We start from the raw sequence: 21,739 nt of genomic DNA on the forward strand, positions 1-21,739 counted from the left end.
CCCGCGCGTAGACCGTGCGAGGCCGAAAAAGATCACCATCGGCATCCCGGAGTACGCGTCACGGTCACTTCCGAAGGATCTCGTCGATCCAGCCGCAGGCCGAGCCGGCACCGGTGCGGGGTTCCTTTGCCCCGGGTGTCGTTCGCGTTCGTCGTCCGGGAGATCGCGTCGGCCGGTGGTGTGTGCCGTCCACCGATCTTCGTCCTCGCGCCGGCACGCTGGGGGCCATGGCGGATTCGGATTGGACGCGCGTGCCGGGGGAGAGACATCACGCTGACGCGAAGGGTGGGCGGTATCCGCCCCGCGTTGCCCGAGGCACGGCGTGAGGAGTTCGACGAGATCGTCTACGACACCCCGCCCGAGCATCCGGTGCGGCGTGTCGCCCTGGAATGGGCGTTGCCCCCGGAGACCACGAGGGCGTCGAGGAGTGTCTGCGGATATGAAGACGTCCGGGTGAGCGGACGGTTCGCGGCCCTTGCGGGCGGACGGCTCATCTCCCTGAGCAGAATGCTCAACAATCACTCGGAACGTGCGACCGACCGAGACGGCCGGTACTGATTCGGCGGCCTGTCCCGTCTCGCTGGTTTTGTCTGGTTCTGTGGCTGTGTGGTCTGTATTGCTGCTGGTGCCGTGAGATGGATGTTTCGACCTGTGGGGAGGTCGTTTTTCGGGTGTGGTGGGGATGTCGGCTGGTCGGGGGCGGGTAAGTGGTTGATCTTGCAGGGGGAATGAGATTTCGGCGGGTGGAGCGAGACTGCCTTGTGTGTGTTCGGGTGGGCCGCGGTGGTGGTCGCGGTCGGGTTTTGTGGGGTGTTGTGCGGGTGGGCCTGTGCGGCGTGCCGGCGGCCATGCGACGGGGCGGGCGGGGGTTGTGTCCCGGGGGCGGTCGTGGCGGGGAACCGTCGGGGCGGCGGCCCCGGGGCGGGGGTGTGCGCCGCGGCTGTGGGTGGTTGCCGCGGGCGGCCGGACGCGTGGCGGTGTGGTCGGTCAGCCGGGTGTTTCCGGTGGGGTTCCTCCGGGCGGCCCGGTGTCCTGTGGGGTGTCCTGGAGAGTGCCGGCGGGGGAGGGGTCCCGGTAGGTCGTGTCGGTTCCGAGGAACTCCGCGGCTTCGGCCAGGACGGCGGTGGTGAGGGCTTCGGTGCCGTTCTCGATGGCGATCTGTGCGGCCTGGCAGATCAGCGGGGCCAGGACGTCCATGCGTCCTTCGCTGGCCTTGTGGAGGAACGTGGCGTGGGTCAGGAGGTCGTGTCGGGTGTGGTGGTGCAGTCGTAGTTTCTCGTCGAAGCCGTCGAGGGTCCGCAGCCAGGGTTCGGGCCGGGCGCCGGTGTAGGGGACGGGGCGGACCCACAGGGTGGGGCGGCGTTTCGGGGCAGCAGGGTTCCGGTGTCGGTGTCGGGGTCGCCGCGGGCTTCGCGCAGGACCTCGCGGGAGCCGGTGCCGCACCACAACACGGTCAGTCCCAACTCGGCGGCCAGGAAGTCGAGGAAGGCGAACGCGGGCCCGATGTCGCCGGTGCGCAACCGGTCGATGCCGTCGACCAGGAGGAGTCGGGTCTTCGCGGCCCGCAGGACGTGTACGACCGGTCCGGTCCAGTCCTTCGTCCGCTGTACCGTCTTGCCGTCCGGGTCCCTGCGGTACAGGTCCCAGCCCAGGAACACGGCGATCTGCGCGGACCAGTTGACGAGGTCGTCGCGGGTGGGCGGGGTGTTGATGCACACGACGGGGATGCGGTTGGCGTCGATGCCGTGCCACTTCTCGACGCGGCCCTGGTGGGCGCGGCCCACGACGTGGAGCAGGGTGGTCTTGCCGCTGCCCCGTTCCCCGTCGACGGCGGCGTGGGCGGGAGTCTGGGTGGTCTGTCGGTTGGCCCGCAGCAGTCGCCTGGCCACCTTCAGGCCGTGGTCGATGTCCGCGGTGGCCACCGGTCCCAGGGTGCCGTGGTAGAGCATTCGCGGGTCGTCGTCGCCGACCGGGGTGCCGGCCGGGGCGCAGTCACGCAGGTCGGGGATGGTCGCGGGGCGGTGCACGGCGGTGTCCCAGCCGATGCGCACCGTCATCCGTTCCGGTTCGGCGGTCCGGTCGGGGCGCGACTCGGCGGGGCCGCGGTGGGTTTCGCGGGCGCGGTGCTCACGGCCCTCCCGCTTCGTCGTCGCCGGCGCTCTCGGGCGGTTTCGGGTTCGGGCCGGGCGGGTCGAGTTCTGCGATGTCCCAGTTGAGGAAGCCGATGTGGTCCGGTAGTTCGCCGGGAAGGGGCTCGGTGGGCGGTACGGGGTCGGGGAACAGGTCGGCGCGGGGACGTCGAGGCTGCGGTAGGGGGTGATCGTGTTCGGATCGACGTCGGGGATGCCGGCGTAGGGGTCGTGGGGCGGGGTGTCCACGTCGACGTCGGGGCCTCGGAACAGCGGGGCGGGTACCCGGCGTTCGGCCGCGGGCCGGCCGCGGCGGGCGCGTTCGCGCAGTTCGCCCACCGCCCGGCAGATGGCCGCCTCGTCGCGGCGGTCGCCGCCGGCCGCGACGTGGGCGGCCCTCGCCTGCGCCCACAGGTCCTCGGTCCACGGGGTCGTCGAGGAGCCTGCGGTGGACGAAGGGCACTTCCACCCAGGGGTCCTCGCCTTCTCGGGCGCGGTGGTCGAACAGCCAGGCCACCTCGGGCCGGTAGGGGTTAGTGCACCTCCCACCGGCCGCGCCGCCCGGGGATGCCGGACTTGCCGCGAAACGGGGCGAGTTCGGTGCCGCGGTTGTAGGTGCGGTTGTCGATGCGGAAGCCCTTGCGGTCGACCGTCACCCACACCGCGGGCAGCAGCTTGCGGTTCTGGTCCTGGGTCAGCGGCAGGGCCCGGTAGCCGCAGCGCGCGATCTGGGCGGCGTACATCTGGTTCGGGGTGAGGAGCTTGCCGGGTGTGTAGGGGCTGCGCAGGCCGCCGTGTGGGGTCTGCTGCCATTCCAGGGCGATCCACTGCGAGAACATGTCCTGGATCTGGTCGATGCGCCACAGCGGTTGCCGCTCGACGTTCTTGCCGCGCAGTTCGAGGCGGTGGGCGGTGTGGCCGGCCAGCCACTGGCCGAACCGCGTCTTGATGGTTCGCATGGCGCGTTCCACGATGGCTTTGTCGGTGGGGGTCCGGGTGCGGGCGTGCCGTACCTCGATGCCCAGTTCGGCGCAGGCCGAGGAGAACGCGCTGCCGGTGTAGGCCTTCCCGTGGTCGATTACCACGGTCCGCGGGCGGATCACCGGTCGGGCCGCGGCCCCGGCCATCCGTGGATCGGCGGCCAGCAACTCCTCGTAGGGCAGGTCGGAGCCTTCCATCAGGGTCAGTGGCGACCAGCCCGCCCGGGCCGGGACCGGGGCCAGGGCCTGCGCGAGGGCGAAGACCGCGTCCTGCGAGCGGGTGGCCCGCCCGCCGACGCGGTTGCCGTGCGGCCCGTGGCCGGAGCGCTTGGGCACGATCATCTCGCCGGCGATGGTGCGCGTGGCGACGTCGATCAGGACGGTGGCCTCGACCTGGGTGGGCCGACCGTCGTCGCCGATCGCGAGCACGTCCAGGCCGGTCGTGTCGATCTGCATCAACTCACCCGGCACCCGCGCCGCGGTGGGTGTGTACGGGGGTGGGGGCCGCTCCCGGTCGGCGCTGCGCCGCGCGGTCGACCCGGCCACGTCCTCGACGGTGACGCCCAGGCGGTGGAGGAGTCTGTAGAAGGTCGCGCGTGGCACCGTCAGACGCCGACGCTCCTTTGGGTCGCGCATCTCCGCTCGGTAGCGGCGTGCGACCCGCGCCCGGACGAGTTCCCCACAGCCGCGTCACCGTGCCGGCCGATTTTCCCGCCTCGGCGTCCAGGACCTGCCACAGCACGTCCACCACGCGCGGATCGGTGCGTCCGCACGGGGACGGGGGTCGCGTCCGGCGCCGGTCGACCAGTCCCATGGGTCCGCTCCTGCGCCAGGCCCGGCACTTGCGCTCGACCGTGTGGTGCGACACGTCCCATCCCAGCGCGGACAACTGCGCCGCCTTGGCCCGGTAGCGCTCTTGCAGGGTGTGCGTCGCGGGGTCGTAGGCCGGGTGCGGAACGCCGGTGGCGGGCACGTTCGGCGCCTGCTGGTGCAGGACCTCCATCACGTGGCGCTGCCACCGCAGGGCATCGGCGCGCACCTCGACGGGCAGGGCGTCGAACTGCCCGGTGCGGCTGGAGAGTTCGGTGCGCGTCAGGGGCCGGTCCGCGCGGTCCAGCACGGCGAAGTCCTCGGCGCCCACCAGCGCGGCGAACAGGGCGGTTAATTCCGTGTCGTTTCGGTCCGCGGGCGCCAGCGAGATGCTCTCGCCCTGCCAGGAGACGACTCGCCAGACGTGCCCGCGCAGCCGGACCCGGTCGCCGAGCTCGAGACGGTCACCGCGCGCCGGCGGCGGTGCGGTGCGGACCGCGGCCGGGCTCACCGCCGGCCGCCTTCCGGGGCCGGTCGGGCGGCCCAGGCCGGCGAGGAGTCCGGCACGATGGGGGTGTCCCAGTCGACGTGGAGGCGACCACGCCAGATGAGGTGCCAGGCCAGTTCCAGCGCGACCAGGGTGGGCAGGGGACAGGCCCGCGCGCCGTCCGTGAGAGGCCGCGGCCGGGCGAAGGCGCCCAGCAGCAGCCGGGCCTGCCGTTCGTCGCGGCCCCTGGGGTCGCGGGCCGCGAAAGCCAGCTGCAGGTTCGCCAGCCGCACACCGCGCGGAGGGGACAAGGTACGGACCTGCCAGCCCGCCTGCGAGGCCGCCGCCCGCAGGATACGGACCCTCGCGTCCCAATCGGTGGCGGGGCGGTCGGGCACCACCGCCACCAGGGCGCGCACACCGGTGGTCAGGCGGGCGAGGAAGTCGGGCCGCAGCGCGTGTTCCCGGCCCCCGGCGCTCCAGCGCAGTTCGACCGGTCCGGCGGCGAACGCGCCGACGGACGGGTCCCGGTCCAGGAGCATCGCGACGTGCTGCTGTCGCAGCGAGCCCAGGGCCAGTGTCCGCCCGGTCCCCGAGACCCAGCCATCCGTGACGAAGCCGCGCCGCCCCCGATGGGCGATCGGGGGCCGCGGATGGGGGAGTTCCTCGAACGCGATGCCACCTGCCCGATCCGCGGGCACTTCGAGAGCGCGTCCGTTCTCGTCGGTGTAGGCGATGGAGATCTCCGGCACACCGGCCCCCTTTCGGGCATCTCGGCGCGGAACCGTCCCCACCAGCGTCGGCGACACCCGGCGGCCCGGGACCCGATGGCCGCGTATTCACTCCCACGGGTGACAGCGGTGCCCCGGCGCTTGCCGAACCGCCGCGCGACGCGCTACGAGCGGCGCCGGCGATCGGGGGGCGTCCGCCACACGGACAGGCGAGGCCCGCCAGGCGAGGCCCCCACGCCCGGGGCGGGGCCGGCAATCGCTCGCCGCCCGAACACAGCCCGGCCGCCGGGGCGTTCACGGTCGTGTGTGCAGGTCGCTCCACTGCCAGGGCAGGCACGTGCGTTCCCTCAGACAGGCCTGCGCCTCGTCCCGACCGTGGACGAGGCAGCGCACCGGCTCGCGTCGGCCCACCCGCACCCCGCCGTGGTCCTCGGTCCCCGAGAGGATGCGGTGGTGGCGGGCCAACCACTCCGCCACCGGTTGCTGCGCCACCCGCGGCGCCAGCGGCAACCGTCCGGCCACCGCCCGCGCCGCGCACAACAGTTCGGCTTCGGCAGCGACGTCCTGCCCGCCCTGCGCACCGCGGACCCGCTCGTGCCGCAACAGCAGCCGGGCGAGGGCGAACGCCTCGGGCGTCACGACCAGGACGGCGGTGCGCACCGCACCGGGGCCCACCCCCAGACACCGCTCGCGGCGGCGCCAACACGGCGCCTGCGGCGCGCGGCGCCACCACCATCCGGCGATCGCGAACGCGTCGGCCACCAACGCCGCCCCGGTGGGCCCGAAGCGCCGTTCCAGGCGCAGGCACCCGAGTCGGGCGGCGGTGACCTCGGGCAGCGCGGCCAGGTCGAACCAGGCCGGCCCGCCGGCGCGGACCGCGTCCGTCCACCGCCGATGCCGCAGACACACCCGCCACGGGTCCCGCGCCACCACCCACGCGCCGTCGGCTCCCCGGGAGGCGGCGCACCGGGGGCAGGCACGCACCAGCGACCCCGCCGCGGGCGTCCACGGGTAGTGCCACCGCGGTCCCTCGTCCGCCAGCAGCAGCGGATCGCGCAGGTTCGGTAGCGCCCGCTGCAGCACCTGCGCCCGGCGGCCGGTCAGCACCGCGAGCCGCTCCAGGGCCGGGCGGCTGAGGTAGACCTCCGCCAGGCACGGCTCGACCGGCGACCGCCCGATCCCACCCTCGCCCACATCCTGCAGGAGGTCCCCGACGCCGCGGCCGTTGGCCCGGGCGAACCGCGACAGGAAAGAGCCGGTGGACTCGTCCGCGACGAACCGCACCGCGAGCGGCCAACCGCGCGAGGAGCCCCACGTCCCGGCCTCCACCCACCCTCCGGCCACCGCCGCCGCCCCTTCGCGCGTTCCGCCCTCCACGGCCGGATAGCACGCCGACACCGATCGCCACCAGAGCTGTTCACTCGAACGAGCGAACCCCCGGCAGGGGCCGCCCCGCCCGTCGATTCCTCCCCCACGCTGCACTTCGACGGCGCCGCATCCGCACGGCGCCGCGCCGGCGCCGCCGGGAGGCCCCCCTTTGCCGCCACCACGCGTCCACGACCTGACCATCGAACCGCGCGGCCGCCAGCAGGACGCCATCGACGCCGCCGGCAACGCCTTCGCCCTGGGCGCCGCGCGGTGCACCCTCGTCTCGCCCTGTGGGACGGGCAAGACCCTCATCGCCCTGGGCATCGCCCACCGGCGCGCCCCCCACGGGCGAGCCCTGGTCCTGTGCCCGACCCGACCGCTGCTCCAGCAGACCGCCGGAAGCTGGTACGCCCGAGGCCGACCCGGCACCTACGTCGGCCTGTTCAGCGACGACAAGCCCGCCGACCCCGCCCTGCAGGGCCTGATGACCATGACCACCGATCCCGCCGTCCTGGCCCGAGCCGTACGCACCGCCGACGGCCCGGTCACCGTCTTCGCCACCTACGCCTCCCTCCCCAGGATCATCGAAGCCCACCTCCACCTCGCCCTGCCGCGCTGGGACATCGTCGTCGTCGACGAGGCCCACCGCACCGCGGGAGCCCTGGGCAAGCAATGGGCCGCCATCCACGACGACGACGCCGTCCCCGCCCGCCACCGCCTCTACCTCACCGCCACCCCCAGGATCTGGGACGTCACCCGCCCCCTCTCCCACGAGCCCATCGCCTCCATGGACGACCAATCCCTGTACGGGCCCGTCGTCTTCCGCTACTCCCTGGCCCAGGCCATCGAGGAGGGCCAACTCGCCGACTACCGCATCTGCGCCCCCGAGATCCACGACACCCAACTGCGCACCCTGCTCGCCGGCCGCCCCGACCACGACGACGACCCGGCCGCCGGCGGCATGCGCATCGCCGGCGCCCAACTCGCCCTGCTACGCGCCCGCGAACTGCACGGCATCAGCCGCACCGTGGTCTTCTCCCGCGCGATCAGCCATGCCGACGCCTTCGCCGACACCCTCCTGGACACCGCCCGCCACGCCGGAGGCCGCCACGCCCAGGGCCTGTGCGCGACCGCCGTCCACTCCCGCCACACACCCGCCGAGCGCCGCCGCCGCATGGACCGCTTCGCCCGCCCGCCCCGCGACCTCGCCCCCGGCCGGCACGCGACCGACCTGGAAGTGCTCTGCAACTGCCGACTGGCCATCGAGGGCGTCGACTTCCCCCTGGCCGACTCGGTCCTGTTCGCCGACCCCAAGTCCAGCACGATCGACATCGTCCAGGGCGTGGGCCGCGCGCTGCGCCTGGCCCCGGGCATGTCCAAATGCTCGACCCTGATCATCCCGGTGTTCTTCGGACCCGGCGAACACCCCCGGGACGCCACCTTCGGCACGCCCTACCACCTGCTCTACCAAGTCATGATCGCCCTGCGCGCCCACGACGAGCACCTGTTCCACCGCATCGCCCGCAACGGCCGAGAACCCCTCGAACACACCCCGCTGCCCGCACCCCACCCCGAACGCGCCGACGAGATCGCCGCCCACCTCGGGCTACGCACCATGGACCCCTCTCCCGATCTGTGGCTCCAGGGCCTGGATGCCGCCGCCCGCCACCACGCCCGCCACGGCCTACTCGACGTCGACAGCGACCACATCGACGAGAACGGCTTCCAACTGGGCTGGTGGATCGGCTATCAGCGCTCCCTCAAAGCCGCCGGCAACCTCGCCCCAGAACGCATCTGCGCCCTGGCCCAACTCGGCATGAGCTGGCCCCACTCCGCCGACAGCGCCGAGCACCACCTCGCCCTCGCCCGCGCCTGGCGCCACCGACACGGCCACCTGCTCCCCGAACCGACCGAGACCTTCCGCAAACAACCCCTGGGCGCCTGGCTCGAACACCAACGCGCCAAGCACACGGCCGGCACCCTGCCCCGCCGCTACGCCCAGGCGCTGGCCGGCATCGACCGCCACTGGAACCCCGCCTGGCCGCACGCCTGGCAGCGAATGCACGCCGCCGCCCTCGTTCGGGCCCGCGGCGGCGCCCTGGCCATCCCCCTCACCCACGCCCAGGCCGAGGCCGACGACCTGACCCGATGGCTGGACGCCCAGTTCGACGCCTTCCCCGCGCTGCGTTCGGGCCAGCGCGAGCAACTCGCCGGTCTCCTGCCCGCGGACCCCCTCGCCATCGGCCTGCGCAATCCCCGCAGTTCGGGGGAGAAGGAGTTCTGCCACCTCCTGCGCGCCGCCCGCCGGTTCCGTCGCACCCACGGTCACCTGCGCGTACCCGCCGACCACGTCGAACGCGTCCGCCGCGACCGCATCCCCCTCGGCGCCGCGATCGCCGCCCTGCGCGACCCCGACCACGTCACACGCCTGTCCCGCCCGGAACTCGACGCCCTGCAGGCACTCGGCATGGAATGGCAGCCAGGCCTCACCGCCCCCTCACCCCCGATCGAACTGCACAGCGCCCGACCGACGACGGCAAGGTCGCGACCCCGCACGCAGCCGCGCTAATTCGGGGACGATCCCGTACACACTCGGCCAGGATGGTCCCGTGCTGGATGTGAGCGTGTACGAACTCGTGTGGCCCACCGCGTTGTTCACGGCCGAGGCCGAGCGCATCTCGCGTTCGGACCACCGTCAGTGGGTCGAACGCGCACGACTGCTGTTGGGCGAGGCGTTCGCCGGCACCACGGCGGTGGGCGACTTCGACGAGGTCGGCGAATCCTCCACCATCTGGGCCGACGACGACCCCTGGTCCCCGAAACCGCCCGCGGGACAGGCGCCTCCCGCGTACACCCAACGCACCTGGCTGCGCGAGTTGATCGACCGCGCAGCCGAACTGCGCCACGCCCGCCGACCGCGCCCGTACTGGCCTCAACGCCACGGCGCCCCGTCCGACCACGCACGCCACAAGGGCGGCGAACGCCGCGAGTTCGCTCGCCTCGTCGAAGAACTCGACACCAACGGCTACCTGGTCGAGGTCTTCGGCCGGGACTGCGTCGACGACCCCGATCCGCTCCCGGACCGCTCCCGGATCCTGGACCGCCACCTCGGACACGCGAACCTGTGGCCCCTGGACCCCGACGCATGGGACGACGACGTTTTCTTCGGCCTGATCGAGGTCTTCCACGACCTGGTCTCGCGCCCCCGCAACCGCGACATGCACTCCTACTCCGGCTGCGGCTGGCACCACAAGGAGTTCAACGCCGCCCCCGGCCGCGCCCTGTACCGATGGAGGATCAACAACCTCCTCCACGACGCCGGCATCGACTACCGACTCGCCGACGAGGGCGAGGACCTCGGCCGACTGGTCGCCCTCACCGACGACGCCCGCGGCGACCTCGTCCACCGGGTCCTGAACACACCCGACCCGCGAACACGCGCGAGCACCGAGCACGCCATCGCCCTGTTCCGCGCACGCGGGGCCACCCGCGACCACAAACGCTCGGCCATCGTCGCCCTCGCCCGAATCCTCGAACAACGCCGCGACCTCATCAAGACCGAGGCCGGGAAACCCGACGACGGATTCCTCTTCGAAATCGCCAACCGATACGACCTGCGCCACGGCCGCGCCGACCAACGCGCCGACTACGACGACGCCTTCCTCGACTGGATCTTCTGGTGGTACCTCGCCACCGTCGAACTCACCGACCGGATCCTGAATAAACAACGCACCCCGCACGACGCATCCGAGTTCCCCGACCGCCTCGACCAGTGGCACGGTGACGCCCGCGCCCCGTAGCGCCCCGCTGCGCCGTCCCTTCACTCGTCACGCTTCTGCTCGGCTCAGGGGCCCACCCGGCCTCCCCACGCGTCGACGAACCGTGCAACGGGAGCGGCGAGCAAGACACGGGCTCGATGGGTGGGCTGGCGCACGTGTGCGTTCTCGGGCGGCACGACCGACCGGTCCCCGACCGATTCGACGAACATCGGCCGGGAACCTATTCCCTTGTGACGCGAGCCGGCCTGTGGCCGGCGACGCGGTCGTCACGAATCGTTCCCGGCCGCCAAAGGAGTCGCGCATCCGCTCGGGTGGCGCCGATGTCGCGAATCGCATGTGTTGTTCGTCTTCCCGGGGCTTGGTCGGAGCGGGCGGCGGGGTATGACGTGCGAGGGGGTGGGTGGTGAACGAGTTCTTGATGGGGGTGTTGTCCTCACTCGCGGCCACGGGGCTGACCGTCACACTCGCGGTGTTGTGGTCGGGACGTTTTCGTTGGTTGTTGATCCGGGCGGTAGCGCGATTGACGCGTGGTGATTTCGGTCAGACGTGGCCGACGAAGGTCGAGGCGGACGAGGATTTCCGCAGGGAGTTGGCGCGCGCTCGTCGCGTGGACCTGTTGACCGGCCGGGGAAACGAGCTGCAGCGGGATACTTTCGCTCCTCTCCTGGCGGCCGCGGGTACGACCGGGCGCCGGGTCCGGCTCCTGCTGCCGTGTACCGGAACCGGCCGGGACGCCCGCTGGACGACCGACCGCGAGGCGGAACTCGCGACGTTCGATCGCAGTCACGGCTCGGGCCTGTTGCACACTCAGATCGAGACCAACGTCGCGTTCGTGGCCCCGTACACGAGTGCGGGCACGATCGAACTCAGAAGGTTCGACGCCCCGCACATCGGGCGGGTGTGTCTGACCGAACGGGCGGCCTACTTCACGCCCTACTCGGCGCACGAGCACGGCCGACACTGCGCGGTCGTCAAGTACCCCGTGTCCTCGCCCATGTATCGGACCCTGGAACGAATCTTCGCCAAGACGTGGGAGTCGTCCACGTAAGGGATTCCACCAGCGAACTCGCGCGTGGGTGCGCCCTGTGTCGCGCCTCGGCTGGGCCGTTGGTTTCCGCGACGTGCGGTGGACCCGCCCGATCCGGCAACCGCGGGACTGTAAAACTAACGGTGGAACTTGATCATGAAAGTGACGCCGAGAGATGACTGACGTGATGTCAGAGCCTGTGCAGGACAGCCCGGTTGGAGGTGTCGTCGATGACGCTGTGGACGGCCGGTTGATCGACGAGCTGGTGGGCCGGGCCCGTGCCCAAGGTCTGGATCTGGTGGGTGAGGGTGGGCTGCTTCAGCAGCTGACCAAGCGGATCCTCGAGTCCGCTCTCGAGGGTGAGATCACCGACCACCTCGGGTATGAGAAGCACGATCCGGCCGGGGACAACAGCGGGAACTCGCGCAACGGCACCCGCGCGAAGACGGTGTTGACCGATGTGGGCCCGGTGGAGATATCGGTGCCGCGAGACCGCGAGGGGTCGTTCGAGCCGAGGATCGTCCGTAAACGGCAGCGGCGTCTGTCGGGGGTGGACGAGATGGTGATCTCGTTGTCCGCGAAAGGTCTGACCACCGGCGAGGTCCGGGCCCACCTGGCCGAGGTCTACGGGGCCGACGTGTCGCGGCAGACGATCTCCACGATCACCGACAAGGTCCTCGACGGGATGGCCGAGTGGCAGAACCGGCCGCTCGACCGCGTCTACCCGGTCGTGTTCGTGGACTGCATCAACGTGAAGGTCCGCGACGGCAAGGTCGCCAACCGGCCGATCTACGTCGCGTTGGCGGTCACCGCCGAGGGCCACCGCGACATCCTCGGCCTGTGGGCCGGCGACGGCGCGGAAGGGGCCAAGTTCTGGCTCCACGTGCTGACCGAGATCAGGAACCGCGGCGTCGAGGACGTGCTCATGCTCGTCTGCGACGGGCTCAGAGGTCTGCCCGACAGCGTCGAGGCCGTCTGGCCGCGGACCGTGGTCCAGACCTGCGTCGTCCATCTCCTGCGGAACAGTTTTCGCTATGCCGGACGGCAGGACTGGGACAAGATCGCCAAGGCCCTGCGGCCGGTCTATCAGGCTCCGACCGAGGAGGCCGCACTCGAACGCTTCGTGGAGTTCACCGACGCCTGGGGGAAGAAGTACCCGGCGATCGTACGGCTGTGGGAGAACGCCTGGTCGGAGTTTGTACCGTTCCTGAGCTTCGACACGGAGATCCGCACGGTGATCTGCTCGACCAACGCGATCGAGTCGGTCAACGCGCGGATCCGGCGGGCGGTCAAGGCGCGCGGACACTTCCCCAACGAGCAGGCCGCCCTCAAGTGCGTCTATATGGCGATCATGTCGCTCGACCCTACCGGTCAGGGCCGCAAACGCTGGACCATGCGCTGGAAAGCAGCCCTGAACGCCTTCGACATCGCCTTCGACGGACGCCTGTCCGCCGGACGCAACTGACCACTACATCAACCCCGTTACACCGTTCGATTTACAGACCCGCAACCGCGAGTGGGGCCGGCCCGGCGGTGCGGTGTACGGGGGCGGCGAGCGGTAGAGCACGCGATGTCGTGCCCCGTTCCGCCGAGGGTGAGCCGTCTTCGACTGCCGGGGGCTCCTGTTGCGGCCGGCGCGTGGTCGTGGGGGTCGGGCCGTGTCCTCGGTGTCGTGTGGGGGGGTTGAACCCGCGTGTCGTTGCCTTCGTCGGACGCCGCGTCGAGACGCGGTGGTGGTTCACCCGTGCGGTGCGGACCGGGCGGGAACATCTGCCGCCGGCGGGCCGGTCCACGTGGCGGCGGCCGCGGGGGCGTGCGGCTACGGCGTGGGCGCGGTGGTGTCCCCGCTCGTGGTCTTGGGTCCGGTGCGGCGCACGGTGGGCAGATCGGGCCGGTCGTGGGCGGCGGTGAACGTCTCCGGGTCCAGTCGTCGATAGGCGCGCAGCGTGTCCGCGAGTTTCTTCGGGGTCGTCTCGGTGGAGGCGATCAGGGCGGCCAGCAGTTCGGACCGGTTGGTGCGCTCGCCCGCCTCGGTGGCCATGCGCACCAGAAGGTCGAGGCGGGCGTCGATCTCCTGCGGCCAGGTGAGCAGGACCTTGCGCCGCGTCCCCTGATGGACCCGCTCCACGGACCTGCCCACGGCGGCGCCCCTGTTCATCGACTATAGATTGAATATATATTCAAACGCATGCCTTCCCTGCTGGCCAGCCCCGCTGCCGAGGAACATGCTCATCGCGCCCGCGACGAGGTGGTCGTGGCGGGGCGGCGGTTGCGGCCGACGGCGGTCTTCGACACCTACTGGCGGTTCGCCGTGCTGCGCGACCGGGTGTATCGCGCCCGGGTGGCCGGCGCGCCCGCGCCGTGGACGAGCGACCCGATTCTGGCCCGTCACCGGTTCACCAACTGCTTCCGCGCGGCGGATCGCGTCAGTCAGCAGCTGATCGCGGGGGTGAGTTACCGGGGTGATCAGCGCTGGGAGGAGGTGTTCTTCCGCACGCTGTTGTTCAAGTTCTTCAACAAGGCGTCCACGTGGGAGTTGTTGGTGGGCGCGCTCGGCGGGACGCCGACGTGGGCGGACTACGACTTCGGTCGTTACGACGAAGTGTTGTCGAAGGCGTTCGCGTCCGGTGGGCGGCTGTACTCGGCGGCCTACATCACCCCGCCGCCGGCCATGGGGGAGCCGCGCAAGCACGCCAATCACCTGCGCGTGCTGGAGACGATGATGGCCACGAACGCGCCCGCGCGGGTACTGGCGGCGAAGAGCCTCCAGGAGGCGTACCGGATCCTGCTCGGCTACCCGGCGATCGGCCCGTTCCTGGCCTACCAGTACGTGATCGACCTGAACTACGCGGCCGAGATGCCCTTCGAGGAAGGCGACTTCGTCGTGCCCGGCCCGGGTGCCAAGGACGGCATCCGCAAGGCGTTCGGTGCGGCGGCGGACGGCATCGAGGCGGAGGTCATCCACTACATGACCGACACCCAGGAGGAGCACTTCGCCCGACTGGGCCTGGAACCGGTGCGGCTGGGAGGCCGCCGCCGACTCCAACTGATCGACTGCCAGAACCTGTTCTGCGAGGTCGACAAGTACGCCAGGGTCGCGCACCCCGACGTCGCCGGGATCAGCGGCCGCGCACGGATCAAGCAGGTCTACCGCGCCGACTCCGCGCCGTTGACACCGTGGTTTCCCCCGAAGTGGGGACTGGGCGGCGCCGACGCGCCCGGGACAGAGAGTGCGGCCGGAGCGTCGGCGTGCCCCTGAGCGTCAACCCTGGGGAGCGAACAGGTCTTCTTGCTGCTGCGCCCTGTTCACCCGGGCGAGGATCTCTCGAGTGCAATCCAGACGTGCCACGCCTGCCACGACCATCAGACTTCCCGGACGCAGACCCGCCTGCTCGGCGACCCAGGCGTTGAGCTTGCCGAGCGCCAGGTAGTTGCCGTAGGCGCGGTCGAACATGTAGTGGCTGCGGTAGTAGGCGACCGTGTGGACGATGCCGGCGCCGCTCTCCAGCTGGAACGAGACGTGACTCAGGCAGGGAAAGTCCAGCATCTGGGTGTCGCCCCCGAGGTCGCGGATGGGCAGGTCGGTCGGAGCCTCCTCGACCGGCGGCGGACCGTCCTCGACGTGGACGGTGCCGGCCTCGTACACCGCGTTCCAGCGACTGCTGCGGCTGAGCTGCCGTAGCCGCGCGATGAGCACACCCAACTGGTCGACCGGAGCCGTGTTCCCGTCGCGGCCGGGGTGGCCCACCAGCCGCCCGAAGTAGGTGCCGTGGACGTTGCGCCGATCGGCTTTGCGCAGCCGCTCGTACATGGCGAGATAGCGTCGGGCCAACTCGGCGTGATCCTTGCTGGAGGCAGCAAGCGCGGCGGGGAAGAGGGTGTTGATCACCGCTTCCATCGGGTACTTGTCCTTGGCGATGCGCAGGCGCTCCAACTCGGCTCGCATATCTGGATGTTCGTGCCGCGGATCGGAGATGCGCACGACGGTGTGGTAGCCCTTCGCGCCCGGGAATTCGGCCAGGCGCCCGCAGGCCCTCAGCCAGGCGGAGGACACGTCGGGAGCGTCGACGGTGAAGGTGTGCACTTTCTGTCTCCCCTCGACGGAGCACTGGCGCGCGGCGTTCGGGCTACGACTCCCAGAAGTGATCGGAGCCATGACGTCGCGGTACCGGGGACACGGTGACGTGGAAGATCTCGTCGCCGGAGGTGGCAGTCAGGGTGGAAACGCCGTTCAACTCTTCGGTGACCCACAGGGCGCGGTTGCCGTCGGGGCCACCCTCCCAAGAAAGTTGCGTCTGGTCGGACGGATCCTCGTTCGCGAAGCCGGGAGGGATCGCGTCCCAGGCACCGCTGAAGTCCAACAAGAGCAGATCCCCGGCGGCCACACGTATGTGCGCATCATGAGCACCACGCCCCAGGGCGTGGACATGGGCCCGAGGGGAGATTCCGAGCCCGTGCGCGAGCAGGTTCTTCAGATCCGCCGGAGCGTTTTTCACCCACATCCTCTCGGTGGATCGTCCGATGGCCTTGAGCCGGACCAGGTGTCGCACCGTGGTGGCGTAGGGAGTGCCCAGCCAGCGCGCGATCCGATAGACGTCCGCAGGGCTGGACGGGTGCCGTACACCGACACGCGCGCAGGCCGCACGGACGGCCGGCAACGGCATCAGAAACCAGGACGCGAAGGCTTCGGCGGCTTTCTCGTGCTCCGGCCAGTCCTCACCCCAACGTCCCCACCTCCTGTCCCCGTCGTGATCCAGGGTCGTCCCGTGTCCCAGGACGTGATGGCCCAGTTCGTGAGCCAGGGTGTGTCGGATGTCGGTTTCAACCAAGCCCTCGTTGAGCAGACAAGCCGGCCCGCCGTCGCCCGACGCGAGGTAGAACCCCAACAACGGACCCAACTTTCGAGCGACAACTTCCACATTCGCAGCCTTCAAAGCGGCGAACACGTCCACATAGTCGTCGCGGGGAACCCTCAGGCTCTGGTGGGCGTGCGCTGCGGCGATCATCGCGATCCCGTGCGCCTCGTCCCAACTCAAAGGAGCTCCGGGGACGCCGACGGCCCATCCGAAGCGTCCGAGGACTCCGCCTCCGCCTCGGCCGCACGCCGAGCCTTGAGGTACTGGATGAACCTGGCCACCTCGATCCGGTCCCCTTCCGTCAAGTCCTTGCGAGTCCGAGGCATCCCCGCCAAGGCGTGCTCACCGGCATCCGCGTCTTCGTCCTCGTCCAGGAAGTAGGACGCGGACAACCGGTAGAGGCGCGCCAGCTTCTTCAACTCCATCGTGTCCACCTTGCGCACTCCGCGCTCGATGTCACTGACAGCCGAACGGGGGATGCCGGTCCGTTCGGCCACCTGCTGCTGGGACAGGCCCAGATAATCGCGGGTGCTCCTCAATCGTTGCCCGAGCCGGGCACGCTCGACATCGTCGTCCGCAGGCTCGGATACGGCGGTCATGACAGCCCCTCCTTCGCGGGGACGGCTTCGTGGACGGTCTCGGCGAAAGCCCACACGGAGCGCAGAGATCTTCCGGCCTCGGCATCCGCGCTGATCGTCACGCCAAAACGGTTTTCGACACGGGTCAGGATCTCCACGATCAACACGGAGTCCACCGGCAACTCCGCACCCTGGGACGAAAGTTCCTCGTACAACTCGTCGACCGATCGACCCTGCTGCTCCGCCAGAAGCTCCACGACGACGTCGACGATCTCCCTGACGCTTCCGTCCGGCATGGCGACACCCGCCCGTGTTCGCGACTCCCGGACAGCCGGGCTGACGTCATCTAGCATACCAAGCGTGTCGGGAAATCCGACAGACTTGTCGCCTAACTCGCTAGACGGAGGGTACGTGCACCTCGCCCGCTACCAGCAGGCCGCCCTGAAAACCCTGCAACCGCCCACCCCGGACGCCGACCCCGTCCTCGTGCCCCTCTTCGGTCTCGTCGGTGAAGTCGGCTCGGTCGCAACGGCCTACAAAAAGCGTATGCGCGACGGCACGACCACCGGACGCCAACAACTACGCGAAGAACTCGGCGACGTCCTGTGGTACGTCGCCGCCCTGGCCCACCGACTGGACCTCGACCTCGAGGACGTCGCCGCCGCCAGCCTCGAAAAGGCCAAGGACCGATGGCGCGTCACCCCCGACCTCGAACGCGTCCACTTCGACGCCGACTACCCGCCCCACGAGCAACTTCCCCGCCGCACAACCCTCACGTTCACCCCCACCGAAGACAACCGCGTCCGACTCACCCGTGAGGACGGCAGCCAAGCAGGTGACCCCCTCACCAGCGCATCCCACATCGAGGACGACTACCGCTTCCACGACGCCTTCCACCTTGCGCACGCCGCAGTCCTAGGCTGGTCGCCCGTCACCCGCTTCCTCCTGGAGCGCAAACGCCGCAGTCGTCCCGGCGTCGACGAAGCCGAAGACGGAGGCCGCGCAATCGCCATCGAAGAAGGCGTATCCGCCCTGGTCTTCACCTACGCCACGCGCCACGGCTTCTTCGAAGACACCCGCCACGTCGACCACGAACTCCTCGACACGATCGACCAGATGACCGCCCACCTGGAAGTCAACGTCCTCAGAGCCGCCGACTGGGAAAAAGCAATCATGACCGGCTACGACGTATGGCGTCAGATCCGCAAGCACAACGGCGGCACAGTTGAACTCGATTTGGACCACCAGACACTCACCTTCATCGAGCAAAGCCCCCACCCCGAACCACCCTCGACGAGAACCGACACCGCACCCTGAACCTCACGCCGGATCTCACACCCGACGTCACGTCCACCGCATCCCGATCGCGTCCAACGCGGCGATCCGCTCACCCGTCAACTTCCCGCGCCGCGCCCGGGTGTTGGTGACCCACACCCCCAACCGCACCTCCTCGACCCCGCCACCCCCGGGCACCTCCACAACCTCGACGTGCCCACGCGGGACCTCCAGATGCCCCTCCCGCGCGAAGAACACCCCGGCCGCGGCCAACCCCACCGCGAACGCCTCGTCCCGACTGCGCCCCGCCCTCGGCCCACCCGACCCCCCGCCCCGCCCCGCCACCACCCCGACGGCCGACGCCACAACGCCCACCGCGAGCAGCGCCTCCCGCTGCGCCGCGTTCAACCGCGCCCACCCCGCGACCTGCCGCTCGACCCACCGCCCGATCCCGACCCCGCGATACACCGTCCCGGGCCCGGGAACAACCACCTCCCGCACCGCCGCCGGCCCCGCCGCCCCACCGCCGACGTCGGCCCCCACACCACCCGCCGCGACCCGCCCCGCCACACCCGCCGCCGCGCTACGCACCCCGACCCCACCAGCCACCCCCGCCGCTGCGCCGCGCGGCCCGGCCAGGCCCACCTCACCGCCCGATCCATGCCCACCCGCCGTCGTACCCCGGGACGCCGCCGTCCCGTGCCCGGGCCCCGCGACGCCCGGCCCGACCACACCCGCCGCCGCGCCTCCGCCCCCGCCGTCTCGAACCGCCGCCGCGTCGGGCACCCCACCCGCACCCGCCGCTGCGCCGTACGACCCACCAGCCCCCACCCCGACACCCGGCTCATGTCCACCCGCCGCTGCGCCGTCGCCGCCCTCGAGGGCGGCGGGCGGGTTGTGGGTCTGTTGCCAGTGGCGGAGGTGGTTGAGGTGGCGCTGCCAGTCGATCGACCAGTGCCGGGGGTTCCATTCGGGGTCGATGGCTGCGAGTTGTTCGGCGCGTTCCGGGTGGCGTTTCATGCCGTTGCCCTGGCGCCATTTCTGCAGTTGCCGTCCGATGGGGAAGCCGTCGATGATCGCGTCGACCGGCGCGGCCAGGCCCACATGCAGCCGGGCGTACTCACGGGCGTGGGCCAGGGCGTCCCGCCACCCCCGGTCGTAGGCGTCCCACACCATCCCCAACGCCTCGAGCTCGGCGATCTGCGTCCGATCCAGGCCGCCGTTCGCGTACGCGCGCCGCATCTCCGACACCCAGCTCCCCACGGGGAAGGTGACGCCGTGCGCGTCGATGTCGACCGTGTGCAGCGGGATCTCGAGATTCCCGAACCGCTCGCGGTAGCGCTCCGCGGCCGCGTACCCCCGCAGCCAGTTGCGCCGTTGAGGGTCCAGGACACGGGTACGCACGAACCGCGCCAACCGGACCGGGTCGCGCCGGGAGGAGAACCACACCAGCGAACCCCGCCCCCCGGGCCCGCCCTCGCCACCGGACTCGTCGTCACCGTCGTCGAACGGGCGGGCCGTCTCCTGCGCCGCCCCGTCGACCTGGGGCACGGCGAGGACGTCGACGACATCCGTCCCGTGGGACCGCAGCGCGTACAGGACGCGGGCCAACGGCGCCCAGGTGGGGGAGACGAGCATGTCGTCGGGCGTCTCGCCCCTGCGCAGGAAGATCGGCACGACGATCGACGCGATCTTGTCGCCCTCCGGCGAGGGCCTGACCGCACGACCGAGGACCTGGCAGATGTCCACCACCGAACCGCGCGGATCCGCCAACACCACGGTGTCCACCCGCAGGTCGACACCCTCGCCCAGCACCCGACAGTTCGCGAGGAAGGACCGCTCGGCCACGACGCCGTCCGCGTCGACACCGGCCTCGAACACCCGCAACGCCTCGCGCTTGACCTCCGCGTCGTCACCGCCGTACAACCACCCCGCGCCCACCGACCCCGGATACGTCCGCGGATCCGCCGCGTGCAGCCGCCCCAACGCCTTCGGCAGGCCCTCAGCGAACGCCTGCGCCTCCTTGACGCGGTGATGGAACGTGAGGATGCGCCGCAGCCCGTACTCGGCGGCGGTCTTGAGCAACGCCGTCTGCAACGCCGCCAACCGTGCACCCCGGAACTCCTCCGCGTCCTGGGGGCGTTGCGTGTTCCTGTTGAGCGCGAGGCCCTTCGCCGCCGCCGCGGCCTCCACCTCGGCATCGGTGACCTCCACCAGGATCACCCGAAAAGGCGCACAGATCCCGTGGCGACAAGCCTCGACGAGAGGCAGTTCGAACACCACCCTGCCGAAGAGGCGTTCGTCGTCCATCGACGCCACCAACCCCGGCGGCAACGGCATCGCCACCAGCCGCTCCTCCGCCTCGACATCCTCGACAGTCCCCGAGACCTCCTCCTCGGCCTCATCCGGGGTCTCCTCGGCGAACGCCTCCCACTCCTCGTCCCCGTCGTCCTCACCGGAGGCGAAATCGAAGACCAGATCGAGACCCTCCGACCCCCCGTCGACCCCCTCCAAGCCCCCGAAGCCCTCGACGACCTCCTCGTCGTCGAACTCCTCCGGCGCCTCGTACCGCACCGACGTCGGCCGCGCCCCCAACGCCGCGTACGCACTACGCGCCTGTGGGTCCCACACCCGCGGGGTGGCGGTCATGTACAGCCGCCGCTGCGCCGGGAGGCGTCGGTTGTCGTGGACGGCGGCCCATTTCTTGCCCAGGTAGCCGCTGGTGCGGTGTGCCTCGTCGACGATCACCAGGGTCCAGGGGAGTACCGGGAGGCCGTAGTTGCCCTTGTGGGCCTTCAGGAGTTGCCGGAGGGAGGCGTAGGTCCCGAAGACCGTGACGTGCCGCGTACGGCCCGCCCAGAGGGCGAAGCGGTACGGGTTCGTGGTGGCCCGCGCGCCGGCGTCGACGAGGACCGGATCGCTGTTCGGCAGCGAACACAACGCCACCATGGGCCCGTCGCGCCCCGCGCGCCGCCACGCGGTCATGGTCTGGGTCAACAGACCCAGGGTGGGCACCAGGACCAGCACCCGCCCCCGCGGCGCCACCTCGCCTGCCACGGCCGCGGCGATGTCGGTCTTGCCGGACCCGGTGGCGGACACGACCTGGGCCCGCCGGCCCGCGTACGGCCCGTCGCCGAGCCGAAATTCCTCGAGCGGACGCCGGAACTCGGCGACTACGTTCTGCACGGCTTCGCGTTGATGACGGCGTAGAGTCACGCTCGGCGCGACGCCTCGGTACGAGGGGCTCATAATCACAGACTCGGGTAGAAGATGTTTTGATGCAAGCCGACGGCGTGACTCGGTACCGATGTGTCACCCTGAAGCGAAGCCCACCGGACTTCTCGGACGTGGGAAACCCCACCGCACCACATGACGGCAAGTCAGATTGCGACTGACGTCGAGTCAGGCATTGGAAATCACAGCTGACGATGCGTCAGATCCAATGTGATGGCTCATCAGATATACGAGCCAGAGCCCCGAAAGCGTAACCCAGACACCCCGGTTGCCGCTGCCGGCAGGCCGCTTGCGGCCTTGAGCCAGCCGCGCAGCGGGTGGCTCGGGTGTACCGCGCAGCGGTACACCGGGAGGCCGCGCAGCGGGCTCCGACGGCCGCAACGCGGCCGTCCTTCACCGGGTGGCGCAACGCGCCACCCGGCTGCCGCAACGCGGCAGCCTTTCGCTCGCAAGCCGCGCAGCGGCTTGGGGACCCGCTCCGCGGG

The 21,739-nt window shown here is 70.8% G+C and carries 19 protein-coding genes; 7 read left to right on the forward strand and 12 right to left on the reverse strand.

Going from position 1 to position 21,739, the window contains the following annotated elements; genetic code table 11:
* The first annotated feature begins 306 nt into the window (after positions 1-306).
* Positions 307-558 (forward strand): hypothetical protein, encoded by a 252-nt coding sequence (locus tag ACMXN5_RS48710; RefSeq protein ID WP_439677917.1) that lies wholly within the window; start codon positions 307-309, stop codon positions 556-558.
* Between the two features lie 429 nt (positions 559-987).
* Here ACMXN5_RS48710 and ACMXN5_RS48715 read toward each other — a convergent pair whose 3' ends face one another.
* The 6 genes from ACMXN5_RS48715 to ACMXN5_RS48740 form a co-directional block, all read right to left on the reverse strand.
* Complete coding sequence (locus tag ACMXN5_RS48715) at positions 988-1,197, reverse strand: hypothetical protein (protein ID WP_439681305.1); 210 nt, start codon at positions 1,195-1,197, stop codon at positions 988-990.
* A gap of 38 nt (positions 1,198-1,235) precedes the next feature.
* Positions 1,236-2,468 (reverse strand): TniB family NTP-binding protein, encoded by a 1,233-nt coding sequence (locus tag ACMXN5_RS48720; protein ID WP_439681306.1) that lies wholly within the window; start codon positions 2,466-2,468, stop codon positions 1,236-1,238.
* Between the two features lie 194 nt (positions 2,469-2,662).
* Positions 2,663-3,655, reverse strand: coding sequence for a hypothetical protein (locus ACMXN5_RS48725; protein ID WP_439681307.1), 993 nt, complete (start codon positions 3,653-3,655; stop codon positions 2,663-2,665).
* Entirely contained in the window at positions 3,570-4,430 is an 861-nt protein-coding gene (locus tag ACMXN5_RS48730; RefSeq protein ID WP_439681308.1) for a hypothetical protein, read from the reverse strand. Before ACMXN5_RS48730 ends, ACMXN5_RS48725 begins: the two co-directional genes overlap by 86 nt.
* Positions 4,427-5,158: a TnsA-like heteromeric transposase endonuclease subunit gene (locus ACMXN5_RS48735; RefSeq protein ID WP_439673361.1), complete on the reverse strand. Its 732-nt coding sequence runs from the start codon at positions 5,156-5,158 to the stop codon at positions 4,427-4,429. Before ACMXN5_RS48735 ends, ACMXN5_RS48730 begins: the two co-directional genes overlap by 4 nt.
* 273 nt (positions 5,159-5,431) lie before the next feature.
* Positions 5,432-6,514, reverse strand: coding sequence for a TniQ family protein (locus ACMXN5_RS48740; protein WP_439673360.1), 1,083 nt, complete (start codon positions 6,512-6,514; stop codon positions 5,432-5,434).
* Between the two features lie 160 nt (positions 6,515-6,674).
* Here ACMXN5_RS48740 and ACMXN5_RS48745 point away from each other — a divergent pair, with 160 nt between their 5' ends.
* The 4 genes from ACMXN5_RS48745 to ACMXN5_RS48760 all read left to right on the forward strand — a co-directional run bounded on the left by ACMXN5_RS48745 (position 6,675) and on the right by ACMXN5_RS48760 (position 12,776).
* Positions 6,675-9,074 (forward strand): Helicase associated domain protein, encoded by a 2,400-nt coding sequence (locus tag ACMXN5_RS48745; RefSeq protein ID WP_439673359.1) that lies wholly within the window; start codon positions 6,675-6,677, stop codon positions 9,072-9,074.
* A gap of 40 nt (positions 9,075-9,114) precedes the next feature.
* Positions 9,115-10,305 carry a hypothetical protein gene (locus ACMXN5_RS48750; RefSeq protein ID WP_439673358.1) on the forward strand — a complete coding sequence of 397 codons (1,191 nt, stop codon included), beginning with the start codon at positions 9,115-9,117 and terminating at the stop codon, positions 10,303-10,305.
* A gap of 382 nt (positions 10,306-10,687) precedes the next feature.
* Positions 10,688-11,332, forward strand: a complete 645-nt coding sequence (locus ACMXN5_RS48755) for a hypothetical protein (RefSeq protein WP_439673357.1) — start codon at positions 10,688-10,690, stop codon at positions 11,330-11,332.
* A gap of 166 nt (positions 11,333-11,498) precedes the next feature.
* Entirely contained in the window at positions 11,499-12,776 is a 1,278-nt protein-coding gene (locus tag ACMXN5_RS48760; RefSeq protein ID WP_439673356.1) for an IS256 family transposase, read from the forward strand.
* 354 nt (positions 12,777-13,130) lie between these two features.
* Here the strand turns inward: ACMXN5_RS48760 and ACMXN5_RS48765 are convergent, their stop codons facing one another.
* Positions 13,131-13,469, reverse strand: a complete 339-nt coding sequence (locus tag ACMXN5_RS48765) for a hypothetical protein (RefSeq protein ID WP_439673355.1) — start codon at positions 13,467-13,469, stop codon at positions 13,131-13,133.
* Between the two features lie 30 nt (positions 13,470-13,499).
* Between ACMXN5_RS48765 and ACMXN5_RS48770 the strand changes: the two genes are divergently transcribed.
* Positions 13,500-14,570, forward strand: a complete 1,071-nt coding sequence (locus tag ACMXN5_RS48770; protein ID WP_439673354.1) for a nucleotide kinase domain-containing protein — start codon at positions 13,500-13,502, stop codon at positions 14,568-14,570.
* Between the two features lie 3 nt (positions 14,571-14,573).
* Here ACMXN5_RS48770 and ACMXN5_RS48775 read toward each other — a convergent pair whose 3' ends face one another.
* From ACMXN5_RS48775 to ACMXN5_RS48790, 4 genes are read right to left on the reverse strand one after another with little or no spacing between them, the layout of a single operon-like run.
* Entirely contained in the window at positions 14,574-15,395 is an 822-nt protein-coding gene (locus ACMXN5_RS48775) for a hypothetical protein (protein WP_439673353.1), read from the reverse strand.
* A gap of 43 nt (positions 15,396-15,438) precedes the next feature.
* The gene (locus ACMXN5_RS48780) at positions 15,439-16,317 is read right to left on the reverse strand and encodes an ImmA/IrrE family metallo-endopeptidase (protein WP_439673352.1); all 879 of its coding nucleotides are present in this window, start codon (positions 16,315-16,317) and stop codon (positions 15,439-15,441) included.
* Positions 16,318-16,343: 26 nt separating this feature from the next.
* Positions 16,344-16,766, reverse strand: a complete 423-nt coding sequence (locus ACMXN5_RS48785; protein WP_439673351.1) for a helix-turn-helix domain-containing protein — start codon at positions 16,764-16,766, stop codon at positions 16,344-16,346.
* The gene (locus ACMXN5_RS48790) at positions 16,763-17,041 is read right to left on the reverse strand and encodes a phosphopantetheine-binding protein (protein ID WP_439673350.1); all 279 of its coding nucleotides are present in this window, start codon (positions 17,039-17,041) and stop codon (positions 16,763-16,765) included. The genes ACMXN5_RS48785 and ACMXN5_RS48790 overlap by 4 nt, the downstream gene beginning before the upstream one ends.
* 115 nt (positions 17,042-17,156) lie before the next feature.
* Here ACMXN5_RS48790 and ACMXN5_RS48795 point away from each other — a divergent pair, with 115 nt between their 5' ends.
* Entirely contained in the window at positions 17,157-18,062 is a 906-nt protein-coding gene (locus ACMXN5_RS48795) for a nucleoside triphosphate pyrophosphohydrolase family protein (protein WP_439673349.1), read from the forward strand.
* Between the two features lie 27 nt (positions 18,063-18,089).
* On the opposite strand, the gene ACMXN5_RS48800 is transcribed toward ACMXN5_RS48795, so the two are convergent.
* On the reverse strand, positions 18,090-21,269 hold the full coding sequence (locus ACMXN5_RS48800; protein WP_439673348.1) for a Helicase associated domain protein: 3,180 nt from the start codon (positions 21,267-21,269) through the stop codon (positions 18,090-18,092).
* Positions 21,270-21,739 lie beyond the last annotated feature (470 nt).

The organism is Embleya australiensis, from assembly GCF_051903075.1.
Lineage (GTDB): Bacteria > Actinomycetota > Actinomycetes > Streptomycetales > Streptomycetaceae > Embleya.